Source organism: Shewanella marisflavi (assembly GCF_023283925.1).
In the GTDB taxonomy this organism is placed as follows: Bacteria; Pseudomonadota; Gammaproteobacteria; order Enterobacterales; family Shewanellaceae; genus Shewanella; species Shewanella marisflavi.
Window position 1 is genome coordinate 968,150 of sequence record NZ_JAKIKX010000001.1, and the last position, 18,301, is coordinate 986,450.

An 18,301-nucleotide genomic window follows, 5' to 3' on the forward strand; every position below is an offset into this window, starting at 1 on the left:
ATACCTTTAACCGAAATACATGCCGCCATTGGCATTGATCGTTTGACCACTCAAGTAGTCGCTCTTAGGGGACGCAAGAAACAGCGCTATGCCACCGATATCTTCCGCGGTGCCGAGTCGCCCGACGGGTATGGCGGCTACTTTTTCTTTGCCTGCCTGGGTATCGAGTTCATTGGCGGTCATCTCAGTGGCGACCAGACCTATGGATATGGTGTTGGCGCGGATGCCATCTCCCGAATATATCTTGGCGATGGACTGCGTCAGGTTGATGAGGCCAGCTTTGGCCGCCGCATAGTGCACCTGATTAAAGCCTCCCCATTGGCCACCTATTGAACCTATATTAATGATTCGACCAAAGCCTGCGTCGATCATGGATGGGATACAGGCTTGCGCCAACAGAAAAGGCCCCCTGAGATTCGTGTCCAACATGTGGCTGAAATCTTCTGGGCTGATTTCGGCAAATGGCTTTTCCTGGGCGATGGCTCCATTGTTGATTAGTACATCTATACCTGTGCCAAAATGTGCCTCGACGGCGCTAAGGCACCTTTTGACGCTTTGAGGGTCTGCTTGGTCCAGTTTAAAGGCCTCGACCCGTTCACCGAGTTCTTTAGCCAAGGCCTCGGCCGCTTGTTTGTGATGGCAGTAACTCAGGGCAACCCGATAGCCGTCATCGGCAAAAGCCCTTGCGAGGCCGGCTCCAATTCCGCGGCTACCTCCACTGATAAATACGAGTTTACTCATTGCCCGGCTCCACTGGATTGCCATGCATGTCGAAATAGGGCCACATCTTGTCTGTGGTCTGACCGCCCAGTAGCATGGGTAATACATCGTGCCTAGCGTCAATTTCTAGGTGCAGCAGCATAGGTGCATCAGATTTGACAAATGTGCTGAGGGCAGACTGAATGTCATCTTTTACGCCACAGTGTATGGCCTTTATGCCATAGCCCTTGGCTATGGTGGCAAAGTCAGGTGAGCATTTGTTACCACATGCCGTATCCGTTTCCCAGTTCATTAACTGGAACTGGGAAACTAGCCCCAGCCTGTGATTGTCGAGCACCAGAATTTTCACCTTGAGCCCGAGCTCCGCTATCATACCGAGTTCTTGAATATTCATCTGTAGTGAGCCGTCTCCGGCAACACAGAGTACAGTGCTTTGTGGCGAATGAATCGCGGCGCCTATGGCTGTTGGGAGATCATATCCCATGGTGCCGTGACCTGCTGAGGTCATCAGACGCCGTCCTGGTAAGACAAAGCGGAAATGTCTGGCGACCCAGTGCTGGTGCGCGCCAACGCCTGTGGTCACAATAGTCTCTCTAGGCAGAGTTTCGCTCAGGTATTCCAGTACCGCCTTAGGGGCCGCCCCGGGATATTCTGGGTATGGCCAGCATAGGTTTTTTCGCCAGTTGCAGATTTTCTCCTGCCAAGGGGAAATATCGGCAATTTCGCAGCTCGGCAAGGCCTGCACTAATGCCTGTAACACTGGCGCAAGTTCAGAACATAGCCCCTGATGATGGGCAATACGGCTATGGGCAAGCTCATTTTCATCAAGATCGATCCTGAAAATTTGTGCCTGCTTGGCAAATTCGGATTTCAGCGTGCCCGTTTGGCGAACATCTAGGCGTGAGCCGAGAACTAATAGAAGATCTGACTCAGCTATGGCATTACCCGCAAGCTGGCTGCCGGTGTGCCCATGAAATCCAAGACAGCCTGGATCTTCTGAGTCGAGCGTTCCAACTCCCAGCAGGCTATGACTTACCGGTGCGGGCCAATAGCTACGAATTTTCTTAAGTAAGTCAGCGTGCTTGCCACTGGCCATGCCATTACCACATATGATGACAGGCTGGTGAGCCGATTTGATGGCTTCGAGTAGCTTGTTGAGGTAACTCTCAATCGGCACGCTGGCCGTTGGTAGAGCAGAACGAGGCAGAATAATACTTTCAAATGCGCTTCGTTGAACATCCATTGGAAGGTCAATTGACACAGGTCCCATGCGACCATTGCTGGCAATCTGCCAGGCTTGCGGGAGAACCTCGACTAATTCAGCGACAGTTTTGGGTTGGAACTGCGCCTTGGTTATGGGCTTCATTAGTGAAGGAGTATCTACCTCCTGAAAACCGGACTGGCGCACCGGCTTACTGCCGTTTAAATCACCGGTACCGACCTGGCCGGTAAAGACCAAGAGAGGAATGCCGTCGAAGTAGGCATCAGCAACAGGGGTGAGTACATTGGTAACCCCAGGACCCGAGGTGACGGCCACTATGCCGGGTAAACCTGTTAACTTAGCCTGAGCCAGTGCGGCGTAACCAGCTCCCTGTTCGTGTCTCGAGGTATAAACCCTGACATTAAAACGGCCGCAAGCATCCAGCAATGGTGCTATGGTGCCGCCGGGATAATTGTGCAGCGAACGTATCCCTTGGCTGGCCAAGAACTGAATAACGGCGTCTGCTGCAACCTTGATGACAGGGTGGTTCATTCATTAACTCCAAAAGTATCTCTGATATGTTTTAGCGGTCTCAAACCATCTTTGGGATCGGCGCGCCAGTCACGATCCGGGGCTTCACTGGGTACCAGTCGTTTTTCCGCTTGGCCATCGATAAACTGGGCTTCTCGGCATTCTGCTATTACCGGTTGTATTTGTTGAGGTAACCAGCAGTGCCCGGCGGCATATTCGGCCCCTTGTTCGTCGAGATCGATGTGAAATTCAATGCAATCAGCTTGCCAACGATTGACGGCGCGGCGGATGACGGCCGGCTGCACACTATGATCGGACCAGCCGACCTTGACGCCATAGCGTTCCCGGAAAGTGCCTAGTACGGCAAGGTTACAGTCTGCCATTGGTGTAGGGTAAGCTGAAACGCAGTGAAGCAGGGTGATCTGCTGACATCCTGCCTCTTGTAGGGTCGCGATGGCGTGATCGATCTCCTCTAGGTTTGCCATGCCGGCAGAGATGACCACAGGCTTACCGGTCTTTGCACAGGCGATAAGTAAGTCGTCCCATAACAATTCATAAGAGGCAATTTTGTAAAAATCGACATAGGGTGCCAGTTCTTTGACTGCATCTAGGTAAAAGGGCGTACAGGAAAATTGGATGCCATAGCTGTCACAACACCGTTTAAGCTCGGGTAAAAAACTAACGGGCAATTCCCATTGTTTTCGTGCTCTATGCATCTCGCTTCTAGCAAGAATTTCAGGGGCAAACAGTTGATCGATTTTAAACAGCTGAAATTTTACTGCATCGCAGCCTATGTCTGCCGATGCCTTGATAAATTCGAAACACCTGTCCAGATCTCTATGATGGTTACTCGAAACCTCGGCAATGAATATAGGTGCTTGTGTTGTCATAATTGCCCACAATATCTTGGTTAAAGTTAATAATGTAATTGCTGATAATAACTGCTTTTAAATGGGGGTTAACTATTAAAAGAGTTGAGGTAACTCATATTCTAAATAATCTGCCAGTGCGAGCCAGTCCTGCCTTTCCTGAGCTTGTAGCATAGGTGAGATTATCTGGCCAAATGATGCCTGTCGAATAATTTCAGGATATTGCTTCTCTATCTCGTCGATGCATTGGCGCAGTGCTGCCGAGCCCTCGGCTTCGTGGCCTAATCGGTATAGATGCGCCGTGTTAATAAAAGATTCAATTATATTCATACACTAGGATCCTTGTATTCGGTTCCCTGTATATCGGCCCCTGAGAGGCTGGCGCGATAGAAGGTAATTTCGGGGTGCCTAGCGATATAGAGTTCTAAATATCTCAGATAGGCTCTTAGATTCAGATCAGTTGCTATTCGATTACCATGGCCATCGAGCACCCAGTGTTGGGCGGATTTCCTTATGTTATCGATTGCCGACACCCAAGCTCGCGTTTCACCATCCTCTTGCTTGAATGAGTGAGAGCTCCAAAAAGCATGGCTCTTGCCGTGGCAATAGCCGAAGTCGCAGCCAAATAAGGTGATCTGCTTAGCCTTCAAATTAACCGCTAAATCTATGGCAGGGTGGATTACGCTACCACTGATATAGAGTCTCAATTTTGGATATTGCTGAGCCAAGGCGTCGTAGACACTGCTCTCACCATAGGCAATGAACCTAGGTCCTCGCCAGGTTTCTAAAACCCTTGGGTTTGCCTTGGGAAAATACACCAGCTTAATGTCGTCAGTGTCCTCGAGCGGAAGATGATAGCTATCGATGAGGCTGTCGATGGTGACGATAATATCGGGTCTGATATCGTTGTGGATTAGCCCCTTGAGCGCCGTATCGGCCGCAATCATCACAGGCTTATTGGGCTGTTTACAGAGTGCTCTGAGGTAATTGTAGTGCTCTTCAAGCGAGGGGCCGCTACCTATCACAATAGCCTCTTCGGTTCTCATCGTCTCAATCAGCGAGGCGGCATCGGGATCTTTGATGATCAGCGCCTCGTTGCACTTAAATCTTTCCTGGGTTAAAGGGTCATCAAACCTATGTCGCTTATTGGCAAAATCTTGGTTTAGCTCTATGACCAATAGATCCCTAAGCCTAGCGTGGGCCTCGTCGCAAAGTGATAGTTCGGGGGTAATCGCGACATAGGGATAATCCAGTCTGGCATCGGGGTTAAGGGATAGGCTCACACTTGGGTGATTTAACCATTCACTCTGATCCGTATAGGCTAACACTAAGGCCAATACCGCTAAGTTCAAGATGCAAACTTTGATCTGGCTATATTGAGGATTGTCAATCAGTAAGCTAGGTACATCGCCCATGCCTATACCGTACACAGTGACTTGCTTGCAGTCGTTAGGAAGTTGCTCGATAAATAGACGTGCTTCAGCCATTCTGTTGTGGCGGCTACTGAGCTGTATGCCGTTAACGCTAATGGTTTGATTTTGGCCGGTAACGAGAGCTGCGTCTAAATGATCAAAAGATGCGTGTTGAAGTGCAGAGGCAATAATTGGCCAACGCTGGCTGATGATGTTGAGATTTGCATTAAAAAGCTCAGTCATTGACACTGTCCCTTGAAGTCATGCTTCATATTATAGGTAAGTTCACTAACTGGTCTCCCCACAGGGACTCGAACCCCGATCGATCGCTTAGGAGGCGACTGCTCTATCCTGTTGAGCTATAGGGAGACGCAAGTGATTATACTGTTTTTCATCACGATGAAAAGGCTTTAGATTTAGTTGCTTAATTAGTGCGCTAAACCAAGCTAGATTTTAATCGCGATGTCGTTAATTTGTATGTTGATGGCCCCATTGGCACCTTGCAACAGTGCGGTAGCGCTCTCTTGGGTGACCTGTTCTATGGTTATTTTTGCGCGAGATTCGCTGGCAACCGCGCGCATATTATCCAGGCGGTCTGGCAGATTTTGCTGAAGTACCAATTGGAACTTATCACCGACTTTAACGCCATGGTTACGGCCCAGATTGATGATCACCCGGTTATCGACGCGTGAAACCACTTGTCCCAATAAGGGACGGCAGTTGAGCACCTTGTCGATATCCTCACCGGCTTGGCTCAATAGGGTTTCGATATTCTTGCCATAGCTAGAGGCCCAGAAACGATTGCTTTGGGCCGGTACTGTGGCCTGACGCTCAAATTCCCATGGCGCTGGAGCATCATAGTACTCACTCCAGATTTGTTCGCCGCTGATACCATGGTAAAGAGAAAGCCTTAGCTGAAATTGACGCTGAGGGTAGTTGTTCCACATTCCAAAAAGACCGCTTTCTACAGGCTCTGTTGATATATCAAGAATTTCGGGTAGCAATATATATTGGCTGTCGGTGATCTCGCTGAGCCAGCTGGGGAGTCGGTAGCCACGAATGTCGATCAAAGACTGCTCAATATCGAGTCGCTCATTGGCATGAACATGGGCAAAGCTTGCTTTACCTTCACGATCTATAATGGTGCCAAGTTTTTCAGACAGCGCCTTTTCAAAGTTTCCCAAATTGCCATACCTTAATTGGGTTCGATCGGCGATTTGTGCCTGAGGCACTAAAATTGCAGCTTTAAGCTGTGGTTGACAGCTGGGGAGGTCATTGTTTTGCATCACGTCGACGCGCAGCTTCAGGGTCAGTTTGTCGCCTTGGATCTGCTCGCTGATCAGCTCGACCTGACCCTGCTGGCTCAGGGAAAGCTCGGTTTGAGTGAGTTGACCATTTTGGGTGCGCTGCACGCTGGTAAACTGGCCGCCAGAGCGTAATGTGACATAGCTTAGAGCCTGTGCAATGGCATCTTCGCGGGCCTTAGTAATATTGCCGTTGATGATTTTGGCTTCGCCCTCAGCCTCTAGCCACTGCGCCATCACATGAGTGTGAAAGCTGGCAAGTAACAGCAATATTAAGTGGAGTCGTTTCATTGTATCGTCTCAATTGAGCAGATTAATCCAGTACGGGGTGCCAAAATGCTGACAGTTTCGCACCCTTTTTCATGTTCCTGATTGATGAATAAGCTCAAAGCAATATCCGTGCCTGAGTTTAACCTCTCTGTCGGAGAGGTTATGCCATTCGATAGTACCTAGGCTTATGACTACGTCACTATGGGTTAATCTTGTATGAGCCAAAGTCGAGCAAGTCTTTGCGCGTAAGGAGAGCATCCATAGGTTATGGCATATATATTGCTGCATAATTGCCAATAGGTTTGGCTGGTCGAATATATGACGCCGCCAAGTTGGTATATTGGTTCACGCCAATATCGAGAAACCATGGGACATCAAGATGCGAAACGCTTTGATAATATCTTCCCTCATGCTGTTAGCAGCCTGTGCGGCAAATGAGAGTGATACGCCGACTTTACAGAGCGGCAATAGTTTGCCTGCCAGTTCGGCAGTGATTCATTTGACCCAGCAGCTGGCTAATGAGCTGGTGCGTCAAAACGATCAGCTGACGCCCAAGCAGCCCCTGTTGGTTGCGACACCTGTATTATTGGACAACCTCAAGAGAACCAATGCACTGGGGTTACAGATACAGCAGGGATTGATCGCGGCCATGCACGACCATCAGTTTAATCTGGTGGATATTAACGTAGGTGAGAACCTGCGGGTGACTGAGCAGGGAGAGCTTATCTTGACCCGTGATTGGCGTCAGCTGCCGACGGATCTGCCCGTAGAGCATGTATTGGCCTCGACCATGAGCCTTAACCCCAATGGGGTGGTGATTAATAGTCGCATAGTGAATGTGACCAATAATCGCGTTGTTTCTGTGGCTGGCGCGAGTGTGGGTCAGTCAGAGCTGGCAGATTATCTTAGCCTGTCAGAAAAGGTGACTTCCCAAGGCGGTGTGCTTTTTCGTTACAGCGCCGAAGGGCAGGCTGATGTGCAGATTAAGGGGGTTAACCAATGAGAATCATGATAGTGGCATTGCTGCTTATGCTAGGTGGATGTGCCTCTCAAGATAGATATATCCAATGGGAAACCCAGGCGCCGGAGAGTTTTCCTAAATTAACCGCTATTGGTTATGCGCCGCTGGCGACCCAGCCAGCAAAAGAGGCCTCTCAACGGGTATTGATGGCTATGCAGGCGTCTAAGATAGCTGCCTACCGAGAGCTGGCCGAGCAGGTGTATGGCCAGCAGTTGTCAGCCTCGAGCAATGTAAAAGATTGGATGTTATCCGATGACAATATTCAGGCCTCGGTGAGCGGGGTGATTCGCGGCGCGAAGGTAGTGAAGAGTTATCCGGCTGGCGATCATTATGTCACTGAGCTTGAGCTTGATTTTCAGCAGGTTTGGGCCTTATACCAACAGCAGAATCGGCCGCAAACAGTGAAGGAAGTGACCTATTTTTAAGTGCGATAGGGAACTGAATTAGTCAACTACATCAGCCAAATAAAAAAGCCTCTTTAAAGAGGCTTTTTTATGTCTTCAGATTTACTATGAGCCGAGACTTTTTGGAAATCTGGCTTCAGAGCAATAACTAGGCTTTCAGGTTATTGCCAAGCGTCGAGATGGTCGAGGTCTTCCCCTTACCATCATAGGTCAGGCTGTTGGCGTTGCGACTTGCCTGTAGGGCCTGTGAGAATCGATTGACACTGGCCATGCTGTGTTCGATAAGCGCGGCATTTTGCTCATTAAGCTGTTTACATTCGGCCAATGCCTGCTTGGCGTCGTCAACTAACGCAATAAGCGCAGGCTCTTGAGTGAGCCTGCCTAGTTCAGGATGCGCAGCTAATTCGGTATCACCTAGTTTGATCTCATTTAACAACTCGGCTTTTTCATTAGCCAGACGCAACAGTTGATCGGCATCTTGCGCGATCAAGGCAGCTTTCTCTGACTCAATGGTTTGCTTTAAGTTGTCTAGCAATTTGTGTTGATTGGCGATGATATCGGTTATCTGCGTCATAACGTCTTAGTTAAGATCCTGGAGTTCCTTTTCAAACTGGGCAATATTGCTGGCCAGTTTATCGGCATCTATTTTATAGCGCCCCTCAGCGATGGCGGTTTTGATCTGCTCAACCTTTTTAATATCGATTTCAGGAATATCGTTTAATTTGGCCTGTGCACTCTGGAGCTGCTGCGCCTGAGAGGTGATAGAGACAGAGTCACCCTTTATCGTATTTGATTGAGTGCTAGCAGTTGCAGCTGAGTCTTTGCCCAGTGACGCTTTGCTTGAATTGGCGCTGCCAATTCGACTGTTAGTATTTGTATTTACGTGTTTTATATCTATAGGCATTTTGGGGTCCAACTTACATAAATGAGATCAACATACTTGTCTATCGGCACTCATGGTCAAAGCTTTAGCAATAAGTTTCAAAAAACAGTATAAATTTTTGCGTGTTAAAGGTCATCAAGATCACATCCTGACTTCCACTTCACCAATGCCTATAACGTGTGCATCAACGCTCTTGTGTGAGCGGCTGTTGCGTACTTGAATCCTGTCACCAAGGTTACCATCATTTAGCGCTTCGCCGTTGGTTTTTATCTCGAAATTATCTGAACGCGCAAAAATTGCCACGCTATCGCCTTTGCAGACGAAACAGAGATTACTGCTAAAAAGAGGCTGGTTGATGGGGATTCTGCGTTTAACTCGGGTCCCGGCAACGCTTGCTGGGTCATCAAATTGTTGGCCTCTGAGTTGGCTCTGCTCGACATAGTCGAGGCGGATCTGATCGGCTTCGATGAGCTCGCCCGGTCCCAATGTCTGGTTGGCGACAACCACGGGAAAAAGAATTTCGACCCGAACCGAAATGAATATCTGCCAGGGATAATCGAGATCTGGGCTGCTGCAACTGATCTTGACAGTGTTGTTTTTACTGATGGCGCGATCACTGGCAATCTCGGCCTTAGGCATACCCAGGCAGGCTGGTGGTGATAGCCTGGTGTCCAAGCTTTGTGGCGTGATGATCAGCTTGGCATCCTTGGGTAAGGTGATTTTTTCTTGCACCACCTCTGTTGCTAATCTTGCTATGGTCGAGACGGAGGGTACGCTGGCTGGCTCCGCTGCCATTGTCGGCAGAGAGGTGAGTAACAAAAACAGAAAATATGCAAAATTTACTTTCATATTGAATTGACTAGCTTGATTAGCCAGATTACACCTATACTTCGTTTGAAGGCTCAGACTTTGCCATTTTTTGTGAGAAATTAGAGTCATAAATTTGACAAAGTAGAGGTCTGGTTGTCATATAACTAGATAAAGCAATTACTATGCCTATACTCATACTTATCATGGGAACGGCTTCGCATTCACCCGACAACAGGGCAAAGGCATTATGTCGAGTATTCTTGAATCAGTTAATAAACGCACCCAACTTGTAGGACAAAACCGCTTAGAGCTGCTGCTGTTTAAGTTAAATGGGCGGCAAAGGTTTGGCATTAACGTATTTAAGGTGAAAGAAGTACTGCAGTGTCCGCCGTTAACCGCACTACCTAAGTTGAATCCTTTTGTGAGAGGCGTGGCCCATATACGTGGGCAAACCATTTCTGTGATTGATCTTAGCGCGGCAACAGGCGGCAAGCCGTTAGAGAATACCGAAGGTTGTTTCATTATTATTTCTGAGTACAACCGTAGCGTGCAGGGATTCTTGGTCAAGTCGGTCGAGCGTATCATTAATATGAACTGGGAAGCTATCATGCCGCCGCCACAAGGTGCGGGGCGTTATTCTTATCTCACTGCGGTTACCGAGATAGAAGGTGAGCTGGTGGAAATTTTAGATGTCGAGAAGATCCTTGATGAGATTTCGCCAGTGAAAACCCAGATCAGTCAGGAAGTGGATGAGCAGCTTACTATCGACAGAGATCGCCATTATCACATCATGGTGATTGATGATTCGGCGGTGGCGCGCAAGCAGATCATTCGTGCCCTAGAGTCCTTGAGCCTGCAGATAGATACCGCAAAAGATGGGCGTGAAGCTTTAGAAAAATTGGTGAGTGTCGCGGCGGAGATGGACAATGTCGCAACCGAAATTCCTCTAATCATCTCAGATATTGAGATGCCAGAGATGGATGGTTATACCCTGACGGCGGAGATTCGTGATAACCCTAAACTGAAAGATATTAAGGTTGTACTGCACACCTCGCTCAGCGGTGTATTCAATCAGGCGATGGTGGAGAAGGTGGGCGCTAATGATTTTATTGCGAAATTTAATCCTGATGAGTTAGCGGCTGCGGTTAACAAGCATCTTAGTTTGTAATTTGACCTAAGTCGGTCCTAAGCCTAAGTTTGATAAGTTTAAACTTGTATCAGTGACTTAGCTAATGTATAACGCTGAGCTCTGTCATGCTTGCTATAGTGTATGTTGTAGCCTGTTTTATTTTTTGATATTGGGATATCAAGGTGCCGAATAAATCACTTGCCGAAGCTGAGTACAACCAATTTAAATTGTTTCTGGAGCAACACAGCGGCATCGTGTTGGGTGACAATAAGCAATATTTGGTTCGTAGCCGACTCGCACCTTTGATGGGTAAGTACAACCTTCCTTCCTTGTCTGAGGTGGTTAAGCATTCCATGAAGCCCACCGAGCGTCAGCTTAGGGCTGAAGTGATCGATGCTATGACCACCAACGAAACCTTGTGGTTTCGCGATCGTTATCCTTTTGAGCTGTTAGGCAATAGTTTACTCCCTGAATATGCCCGTTTAGGGCGGCCGCTTAAGATCTGGTCTGCCGCCTGTTCATCTGGACAAGAGCCTTATTCATTGGCGATGACTATCTTGGAATATCAGCAGCGTAAGCCAGGAGCCTTACCTGGCAGTGCGACCATATTAGCGACAGACTTGTCCCCCTCCATGCTAGAGCGTTGTAAAGCCGCGGAATACGATAACCTGGCCTTGGGACGAGGATTATCTGATGAGCGCAAGCGTCAGTTTTTTGAACCAGGAGCCAACGGCTCTATGGTGGTGAAGGCTAATGTTAAGCGTTTGGTGAATTTTAGAGCCCACAACCTGCTGGAAAGCTACACTCTGCTCGGCAAGTTCGACATTATTTTTTGCCGTAATGTGCTTATCTATTTTGCCCCAGAGGCAAAGGCCAAGATATTGCGGCAATTTGCTGCCGCCCTTAATCCTAAAGGGATACTGTTTTTGGGGGCATCTGAGTCGATTGCCGGTTTGACCGACGAGTTTGATATGGTGCGATGTAATCCCGGGATCTACTATCAAAAGCGTACTTAAGACGCTAATTACCTGAGTTAGCAATAAACCTCTCTAATGCCAGCCTCTGCTGGCATTTTTTATGCCTCGCCTTTATCTCTGCTTTTCGTTTGAATGGTTTTTATTGGCACAAGTATTGCTTTGTTTATGGCATTCGTGTGAGGAGGCAATTTTATGGCGATTAGTTTCGATAAGGCATTGGGGGTACATCAGTATACGCTGGGTATACGCTCGGCGCGTGCCGAGGTGATCTCATCTAACATAGCAAATGCCGATACCCCTCATTACAAAGCTAAAGATCTGGATTTTGATAAGGCACTTCAAGCGGCTCGCACGGCTCAAGGTGGGCTGGAGATGAGTCGCAGCGACGTAAAGCATTTCGACTTGGCGGCCTTATCAAAGCAACACATTAGTTATCGGGTGCCTAACCAACCCGACACAGGCGACGGCAATACCGTAGATATCCAGCAGGAGCAGTCTGAGTTTATGCAGAATGCCCTCGAGTATCAAATGTCGTTGGGTTTTCTTGACGGTAAGTTTTCCGGCTTGAAAAAAGCACTTAAAGGAACCTAATCATGAGCCTCTTTAATATATTCAATGTGGCGGGCTCAGGCATGTCAGCGCAGTCGGTAAGACTAAATACCACTGCCAGCAACATTGCCAACGCCGATTCAGTCTCTAGTAGCATAGATAAGACCTATCGTGCTCGTCACCCTGTGTTTGAGGCTGAGCTGGCCAAGGCAAGCCATGAGCAGCAAACCAGTCAGTCCGTTAAAGTCGCCGGCATAGTGGAGAGCGATAAACCGTTACAGAAAGAGTATTCACCCGATCATCCATTAGCCGATGCTGACGGTTTTATTTATAAGCCTAACGTCAATGTGATGGAGGAGATGGCCAACATGATCTCAGCCTCACGTTCCTATCAGATGAACGTACAGGTGGCTGAAGCGGCAAAATCTATGCTGCAACAGACCTTACGCATTGGCAAATCCTAGGGGGTAGGTTGTGAGCCTAGTTAATCCATTAAATAGCCAGGTTTCTCAGAGCTCAGCTGCGCAGAGCAGTAAATCTGTGTCGCCCCAGGCGTCGAGTAGTCAACAGGCTACTCAGACCACGGGTAATCCGTTTCTTGACAGTATGCGTCTGCAAGAGAAGTCATCAATTCCTGAAGCTAAGAGCCAGGAGCTGACTCAAGAGGATTTCTTCTCCTTACTCAGTCAGCAGCTATCGATGCAAGATCCTTTTAAGCCGGTGGATAACGACCAGATGATCGCGCAGATGGCCTCGTTCTCGACCGTAGATGGCATCAGCAAGCTTAATGAAGAGATTGTTAACCTCAATACTGTGATGACCTCGAGTCAGGCACTGCAGGCATCTGGGTTGGTCGGACAGAAGGTATTGATCCCCTCTGATACCGGGCATATCTCAGCCGAAGACCCGGTATTGAAAGGGGTGATCAGTACCCCAGAGCCGATCGAGTCAATCACGGTACGCATCGAAGATGAAAAGGGGCAACTGATTAAGACCTTTACCGTCGATGGCAGTGATGGCGGCAATATCGATGTAGCCTGGGATGGTCTTGATAAGAATGGCGAACCTGTTGCTAGCGGCAATTACGCCATCAAGGCATCGGGCAAGGTAGATGGTAAGAGTGAAGATTTAGCCGTATCGACTTACGCTCATGTGACGAGTGTTTCCCTAGGAACGGCAAGTACCGGGGCGATTCTCAATCTCAGAGGCATAGGCGGTATCAAACTCGGTGATGTTCTGGCCGTGTCTGAAACCTAGACAAAGCAGAGCGTTAGGGCATTCGGTCCAGAACAGATTACAAATTTTTAGTGAGGTGATTTATGTCATTTAACATTGCATTGAGTGGTATCGCGGCGGCGCAAAAAGATCTCAATACCACGGCGAATAACATAGCCAACGTCAACACCACAGGTTTTAAAGAGTCGCGCGCAGAGTTTGCCGACGTCTATGCCAGTTCAATTTTTGCCAACAGCAAAACGACAGTCGGTGGCGGTGTTACTACGGCGCAGGTGGCGCAGCAATTCCAGCAGGGGAGTCTGCAATTTACCAGTAACGCGCTGGATATGGCGATCAATGGCGGCGGTTTCTTTGTGACCTCCTCTGAAGTGGGTTCACAAGATCTCTCATACACACGTGCAGGGGCCTTTAAGGTCGATGCCGATAGCTATCTGGTTAACTCGGCCGGTAATTATCTGCAAACCTTCCCGGTGGATAAAGATGGTAACTCGACGTCGGTGAGTTTAACCACCACTCAGCCGGTTAAGATCCCTGACACTGCCGGCAGTCCGCAGAAAACTGACAACATTGGCATTCAGATGAACCTTAATGCGGGTGAGTCAACCTTAGATCCTGCGGCCTTTGATCCAAACGATCCCGACACCTACAACAACTCGACTTCGGTGACCATGTATGACTCACTGGGTGAGCCACATATTCTGACGACTTATTTCGTACGTCCACCGCAAGCCGCTTATACCGGCACCAGTAACTGGGTGGCCTTCTACGCGGTAGACGGCAAGCAGGTCGACTTGGCAGGCGCTGCGGGTACATACGGTCGTGATACCACTGGTGATGGCGTAGCAGATTCAAGTGGTACAGCCGTTAATGCCGGTGGTTGGAAAGGTTCAGTGCTCTCGTTCAATGATACGGGCGCCTATACAGGTAGCGATCCGGCCGTCATTACCACTGAGCAGCTGGGCGTGAGCGGCGCCAACGTCTTGGGTCCAGGTACTGACGGCACCCAGACTCTCACGCTTAACTTTAACAGCCCGACTCAATACGCATCGCCGTTTGAGGTCACTGAGTTAAGCCAAGACGGCACCACAGTAGGTCGTTTGACTAACGTGGAAGTCGGCGCGGATGGTTTGATCAACGCCAGCTATAGCAATGGTTCTACTGTTCCTTTGGCACGCGTTGCATTAGCGAGATTCTCAAATGAGCAGGGACTGACCCAAGTCGGCAATACTTCTTGGAAGGAGAGCCTGGACTCTGGCCCGGCACTGGCGGGTGAAGCCAACAGTGGTACCTTTGGTAGCATACGCTCATCGGCGCTAGAGCAGTCAAACGTCGATCTGACGACAGAGCTGGTGGACCTTATTTCGGCTCAGCGTAATTTCCAGGCGAACTCACGTACGCTAGAAGTAAACAACACGCTACAGCAGACGGTACTGCAGATCCGTTAATCTTACCCCGAGAAATGTGTTGCCAAGCGGCAACACATTTCCGCCTCTTTTGCCGCTTTCTCTTATTTGTCCTTTCTTTGCATTTAACTGCTTGATCTTCCCCCTACAACGAATCCTATTGCTTGGCATGATGTTTGCTTTGTTCTGTTATTAGACAGTTTTAGTTGAAACATTGACGGAGCAGCAAGTGGATAAATTACTCTACGTCGCCATGAGTGGTGCCAAGCAGAATATGCATTCGCTGGCGGTGCGTGCCAACAACCTTGCTAACGCCAACACAGATGGCTTTAAGTCAGATATGGAGCAAGCCAGATCCATGCAGGCCTTTGGTGAAGGGTTGCCAACGCGGGTGTTTTCCATGACAGAGAATCCGTCGGCCAACTATGCCGCCGGACCGATAAAGACCACGGGGCGTGATCTTGATATCGCGGTAAAAGGTGATGGCTGGATAGCCGTGCAGGCTGTCGATGGCAGCGAGGCTTATACCCGTTCAGGTAGCTTGAGTTTCGATACCACAGGCCTACTACGTAATGACAGAGGCAACCCTATTATGGGTGACGCAGGTCCTATCGTATTACCGCTTCCTATCGAAAAAATCGAGATCGCCCAAGACGGCACTATTTCGGTGAGACCGCTTGGCTCAACGGCCGAGGTGATCGAAGAGGTCGGTCGTATCAAATTAGTTAACCCTGGTAATCAAAACCTGATGCGCGGCGAGGATGGTTTGTTCCGTCAAATGTCTGGCGTTGTCGCCGCAGCCGATCCCAATGTCAGTGTGGAGAGCGGCGCTATCGAAGGCAGTAATGTTAATGCCGTCGATGAGATGGTCTCTTTAATCGATCTGCAACGACAGTTTGAGATGCAGGTCAAGATGATGAAAACCGCCGAAGAGATGGATCGTGCCTCTTCGTCATTAATGCGCATTAGTTAGGAGATAGATTATGCATCCGGCGTTATGGATTAGTAAGACTGGCTTAGATGCCCAGCAAACAGATATCTCGGTGATCTCCAACAATGTTGCCAATGCCAGCACTGTTGGTTACAAAAAAAGCCGAGCCGTTTTCGAAGACCTGCTCTATCAAACTGTGAATCAGGCGGGCGGGATCAGTGCCTCCAATACCAAGTTGCCCAATGGTTTAAACATAGGCGCAGGTACTAAGGTGGTCGCGACTCAGAAGATGTTTACCCAAGGTAATATGCTGACCACAGATAACTCACTGGATCTGATGATTGAGGGCCCAGGATTCTTCGAGGTGCAGTTGCCAGATGGCACAACGGCCTATACCCGAAATGGACAGTTTACCTTAGATGATACCGGGCAAATCGTGACTCCAGGCTCAGGCTATGTACTGCAACCTGCTATCACTATTCCCGATGATGCGACCAGCATTACGGTGTCCGCCGAAGGGGAAGTCTCGGTGAAGACACCCGGCGCGGCTGAAAACCAAGTGGTGGGTCAACTGAGTATGTCTGATTTCATCAATCCGAGTGGCCTGGATCCTATGGGGCAGAACCTCTACTTAGAAACGGGCGCCAGTGGCACACCTATTCAGGGGACAGCATCACTGGATGGTATGGGCGCTATACGTCAAGGGGCGCTGGAAACCTCTAACGTTAACGTGACCGAAGAGCTGGTCAATCTGATTGAGAGTCAGAGAATCTATGAGATGAACTCTAAGGTGATCTCGGCCGTCGACCAAATGCTCTCTTACGTCAATCAGAATTTGTAGAGGTTTGAGATGACTAAGTCGCTTATTTTAGTGGTCGCCATGGCGCTGGTGGGTTGTAGCTCAACCATTCAGAAGCCGATTGCCGATGACCCTTATTATGCGCCAGTGTATCCCGAGGCGCCGCCGACAAAAATTGCGGCAACTGGCTCCATGTATCAAGACAGCCAAGCATCTAGCCTCTATTCAGACATCAAGGCGCTTAAGGTTGGCGATATCATTACCGTGATATTGCAAGAGTCGACTCAGGCGAAAAAGAGCGCCAACAATGAGATCAAGAAGGGCTCGGATCTGAGTTTAGATCCCATCTATGCCGGTGGCGGCAATGTGACCATAGGCGGTACGCCTATCGATCTGCGCTACAAAGACAGCATGAATACCAAGCGTGAGTCAGATGCGGATCAGAGCAACAGCCTGTCTGGTAGCATCTCCGCCAATGTGATGCAGGTGCTTAACAACGGTAACTTGGTGATCCGCGGCGAAAAGTGGATCACCATCAATAATGGCGATGAGTTTGTCAGGGTAACCGGGATAGTGCGCTCACAAGATATTCGCCCCGATAACACTATTGATTCTCAACGCGTGGCCAATGCCCGTATTCAATACAGTGGTACAGGCACCTTTGCCGATGCTCAGAAAGTGGGCTGGCTAAGCCAGTTCTTTATGAGTGACTGGTGGCCCTTCTAAGGAGCGATGCCATGAAGATCAAAATAATTTTGGCCTGTGCCCTGATGGTGTTTTCAAGCGTCAGTTCGGCCCAGCGCATTAAAGATATTGCTAATGTACAAGGGGTGCGTAGCAATCAGCTGATTGGCTACGGCTTAGTGGTGGGTTTGCCTGGTACGGGTGAGAAGACGCGTTATACCGAGCAGACCTTTAAGACCATGCTGAAGAACTTCGGCATCAATTTGCCCGATAACTTCCGCCCTAAGATTAAAAACGTCGCCGTTGTCGCGGTGCACGCTAATATGCCGGCGTTTATCAAGCCGGGTCAGACCTTGGATGTGACCGTCTCAAGTCTTGGTGAAGCCAAGAGCCTGCGCGGTGGCACCTTGCTGCAGACTTTCTTAAAAGGGGTCGATGGTAATGTCTATGCCATAGCACAGGGCAGTATGGTGGTCAGTGGCTTTAGCGCCGAAGGGCTAGATGGCTCAAAGGTGATTCAAAATACCCCCACTGTCGGCCGAATTCCTAATGGCGCCATTGTAGAGCGCACTGTCGCGACTCCATTTTCGACCGGGGATCATCTGACCTTTAACCTACGCCGCGCCGATTTTTCGACCGCAAAACGTCTGGCCGACTCTATTAACGAGCTGTTAGGTCCAGGCATGGCCCGTCCGTTAGATGCCGCCTCTGTGCAGGTGAGCGCGCCGCGTGATGTCTCTCAGCGTGTGGCATTTTTGGCGACACTTGAAAATATCGAAGTAGAGCCCGCCTCTGAGTCGGCAAAGGTGATAGTGAATTCCCGCACCGGCACCATAGTGGTGGGTAAAGATGTACGACTACTCCCAGCGGCTGTGACCCATGGCGGCCTAACCGTAACCATTGCCGAGGCGACTCAGGTATCTCAGCCTAATCCGCTGGCGGGAGGCAATACAGTCGTGACCACTGACAGCACCATAGATGTCTCTCAAGAGGATAACCGTATGTTCCTGTTCAATCCCGGCACTACGCTGGATGAGTTGGTTCGTGCGGTGAATCTGGTTGGCGCCGCGCCTTCAGATGTGTTGGCGATACTTGAGGCGTTAAAGGTGGCAGGTGCTTTGCATGGTGAACTTATCATCATCTAAATTTTGTCACAGACGATTTAGTC

Annotated in this window: 21 protein-coding genes and 1 tRNA gene; 12 read left to right on the plus strand and 10 right to left on the minus strand. The window is 49.2% G+C overall.

Features of this window, described 5'->3' with window-relative positions; genetic code table 11:
* Positions 1–6: 6 nt before the first annotated feature.
* The 7 genes from L2712_RS04150 to L2712_RS04180 all read right to left on the minus strand — a co-directional run bounded on the left by L2712_RS04150 (position 7) and on the right by L2712_RS04180 (position 6,328).
* Positions 7–741 carry an SDR family NAD(P)-dependent oxidoreductase gene (locus L2712_RS04150; RefSeq protein ID WP_248976960.1) on the minus strand — a complete coding sequence of 245 codons (735 nt, stop codon included), beginning with the start codon at positions 739–741 and terminating at the stop codon, positions 7–9.
* Entirely contained in the window at positions 734–2,473 is a 1,740-nt protein-coding gene (locus L2712_RS04155; RefSeq protein ID WP_248976961.1) for a thiamine pyrophosphate-binding protein, read from the minus strand. Before L2712_RS04155 ends, L2712_RS04150 begins: the two co-directional genes overlap by 8 nt.
* Positions 2,470–3,342, minus strand: a complete 873-nt coding sequence (locus L2712_RS04160; protein WP_248976962.1) for an N-acetylneuraminate synthase family protein — start codon at positions 3,340–3,342, stop codon at positions 2,470–2,472. The genes L2712_RS04155 and L2712_RS04160 overlap by 4 nt, the downstream gene beginning before the upstream one ends.
* Before the next feature lie 75 nt (positions 3,343–3,417).
* Positions 3,418–3,651 carry a hypothetical protein gene (locus tag L2712_RS04165; RefSeq protein WP_248976963.1) on the minus strand — a complete coding sequence of 78 codons (234 nt, stop codon included), beginning with the start codon at positions 3,649–3,651 and terminating at the stop codon, positions 3,418–3,420.
* Positions 3,648–4,976 (minus strand): motility associated factor glycosyltransferase family protein, encoded by a 1,329-nt coding sequence (locus L2712_RS04170; RefSeq protein ID WP_248976964.1) that lies wholly within the window; start codon positions 4,974–4,976, stop codon positions 3,648–3,650. The genes L2712_RS04165 and L2712_RS04170 overlap by 4 nt, the downstream gene beginning before the upstream one ends.
* A 50-nt stretch (positions 4,977–5,026) precedes the next feature.
* Positions 5,027–5,102, minus strand: a tRNA-Arg gene (locus L2712_RS04175).
* Between the two features lie 77 nt (positions 5,103–5,179).
* A complete protein-coding gene (locus L2712_RS04180; RefSeq protein ID WP_248976965.1) occupies positions 5,180–6,328 on the minus strand; it encodes a flagellar assembly protein FlgT in 1,149 nt (382 codons plus the stop codon).
* 358 nt (positions 6,329–6,686) lie between these two features.
* Between L2712_RS04180 and L2712_RS04185 the strand changes: the two genes are divergently transcribed.
* Both L2712_RS04185 and L2712_RS04190 read left to right on the plus strand, forming a co-directional pair.
* A complete protein-coding gene (locus L2712_RS04185) occupies positions 6,687–7,310 on the plus strand; it encodes a FlgO family outer membrane protein (RefSeq protein ID WP_248976966.1) in 624 nt (207 codons plus the stop codon).
* Complete coding sequence (locus L2712_RS04190) at positions 7,307–7,753, plus strand: LPP20 family lipoprotein (protein ID WP_033538481.1); 447 nt, start codon at positions 7,307–7,309, stop codon at positions 7,751–7,753. The genes L2712_RS04185 and L2712_RS04190 overlap by 4 nt, the downstream gene beginning before the upstream one ends.
* A gap of 127 nt (positions 7,754–7,880) precedes the next feature.
* On the opposite strand, the gene L2712_RS04195 is transcribed toward L2712_RS04190, so the two are convergent.
* The 3 genes from L2712_RS04195 to flgA form a co-directional block, all read right to left on the minus strand.
* Positions 7,881–8,306, minus strand: a complete 426-nt coding sequence (locus tag L2712_RS04195; RefSeq protein WP_248976967.1) for a flagella synthesis protein FlgN — start codon at positions 8,304–8,306, stop codon at positions 7,881–7,883.
* Positions 8,307–8,312: 6 nt separating this feature from the next.
* Entirely contained in the window at positions 8,313–8,636 is a 324-nt protein-coding gene (gene flgM / locus L2712_RS04200) for a flagellar biosynthesis anti-sigma factor FlgM (RefSeq protein WP_248976968.1), read from the minus strand.
* 120 nt (positions 8,637–8,756) lie between these two features.
* Positions 8,757–9,464: a flagellar basal body P-ring formation chaperone FlgA gene (gene flgA, locus L2712_RS04205; protein WP_248976969.1), complete on the minus strand. Its 708-nt coding sequence runs from the start codon at positions 9,462–9,464 to the stop codon at positions 8,757–8,759.
* Positions 9,465–9,672: 208 nt separating this feature from the next.
* Here flgA and L2712_RS04210 point away from each other — a divergent pair, with 208 nt between their 5' ends.
* The 10 genes from L2712_RS04210 (at position 9,673) to L2712_RS04255 (ending at position 18,278) form a co-directional block, all read left to right on the plus strand.
* Positions 9,673–10,593, plus strand: a complete 921-nt coding sequence (locus L2712_RS04210) for a chemotaxis protein CheV (RefSeq protein WP_248976970.1) — start codon at positions 9,673–9,675, stop codon at positions 10,591–10,593.
* Between the two features lie 137 nt (positions 10,594–10,730).
* Positions 10,731–11,570 carry a CheR family methyltransferase gene (locus L2712_RS04215; protein WP_033538476.1) on the plus strand — a complete coding sequence of 280 codons (840 nt, stop codon included), beginning with the start codon at positions 10,731–10,733 and terminating at the stop codon, positions 11,568–11,570.
* 153 nt (positions 11,571–11,723) lie between these two features.
* On the plus strand, positions 11,724–12,122 hold the full coding sequence (flgB, locus tag L2712_RS04220) for a flagellar basal body rod protein FlgB (protein WP_033538475.1): 399 nt from the start codon (positions 11,724–11,726) through the stop codon (positions 12,120–12,122).
* A 2-nt stretch (positions 12,123–12,124) separates the two neighbouring features.
* Complete coding sequence (gene flgC / locus L2712_RS04225; RefSeq protein WP_033538474.1) at positions 12,125–12,544, plus strand: flagellar basal body rod protein FlgC; 420 nt, start codon at positions 12,125–12,127, stop codon at positions 12,542–12,544.
* Between the two features lie 10 nt (positions 12,545–12,554).
* Positions 12,555–13,337, plus strand: coding sequence for a flagellar hook assembly protein FlgD (gene flgD / locus L2712_RS04230; protein ID WP_248976971.1), 783 nt, complete (start codon positions 12,555–12,557; stop codon positions 13,335–13,337).
* 62 nt (positions 13,338–13,399) lie between these two features.
* On the plus strand, positions 13,400–14,761 hold the full coding sequence (gene flgE, locus L2712_RS04235; protein ID WP_033538472.1) for a flagellar hook protein FlgE: 1,362 nt from the start codon (positions 13,400–13,402) through the stop codon (positions 14,759–14,761).
* Positions 14,762–14,948: 187 nt separating this feature from the next.
* Positions 14,949–15,692: a flagellar basal-body rod protein FlgF gene (gene flgF, locus L2712_RS04240; RefSeq protein WP_033538471.1), complete on the plus strand. Its 744-nt coding sequence runs from the start codon at positions 14,949–14,951 to the stop codon at positions 15,690–15,692.
* 10 nt (positions 15,693–15,702) lie between these two features.
* On the plus strand, positions 15,703–16,491 hold the full coding sequence (flgG, locus tag L2712_RS04245; RefSeq protein ID WP_011865151.1) for a flagellar basal-body rod protein FlgG: 789 nt from the start codon (positions 15,703–15,705) through the stop codon (positions 16,489–16,491).
* Positions 16,492–16,500: 9 nt separating this feature from the next.
* Entirely contained in the window at positions 16,501–17,175 is a 675-nt protein-coding gene (flgH, locus tag L2712_RS04250; protein WP_033538470.1) for a flagellar basal body L-ring protein FlgH, read from the plus strand.
* Positions 17,176–17,186: 11 nt separating this feature from the next.
* Positions 17,187–18,278, plus strand: coding sequence for a flagellar basal body P-ring protein FlgI (locus L2712_RS04255; RefSeq protein WP_033538469.1), 1,092 nt, complete (start codon positions 17,187–17,189; stop codon positions 18,276–18,278).
* Positions 18,279–18,301: the final 23 nt, after the last annotated feature.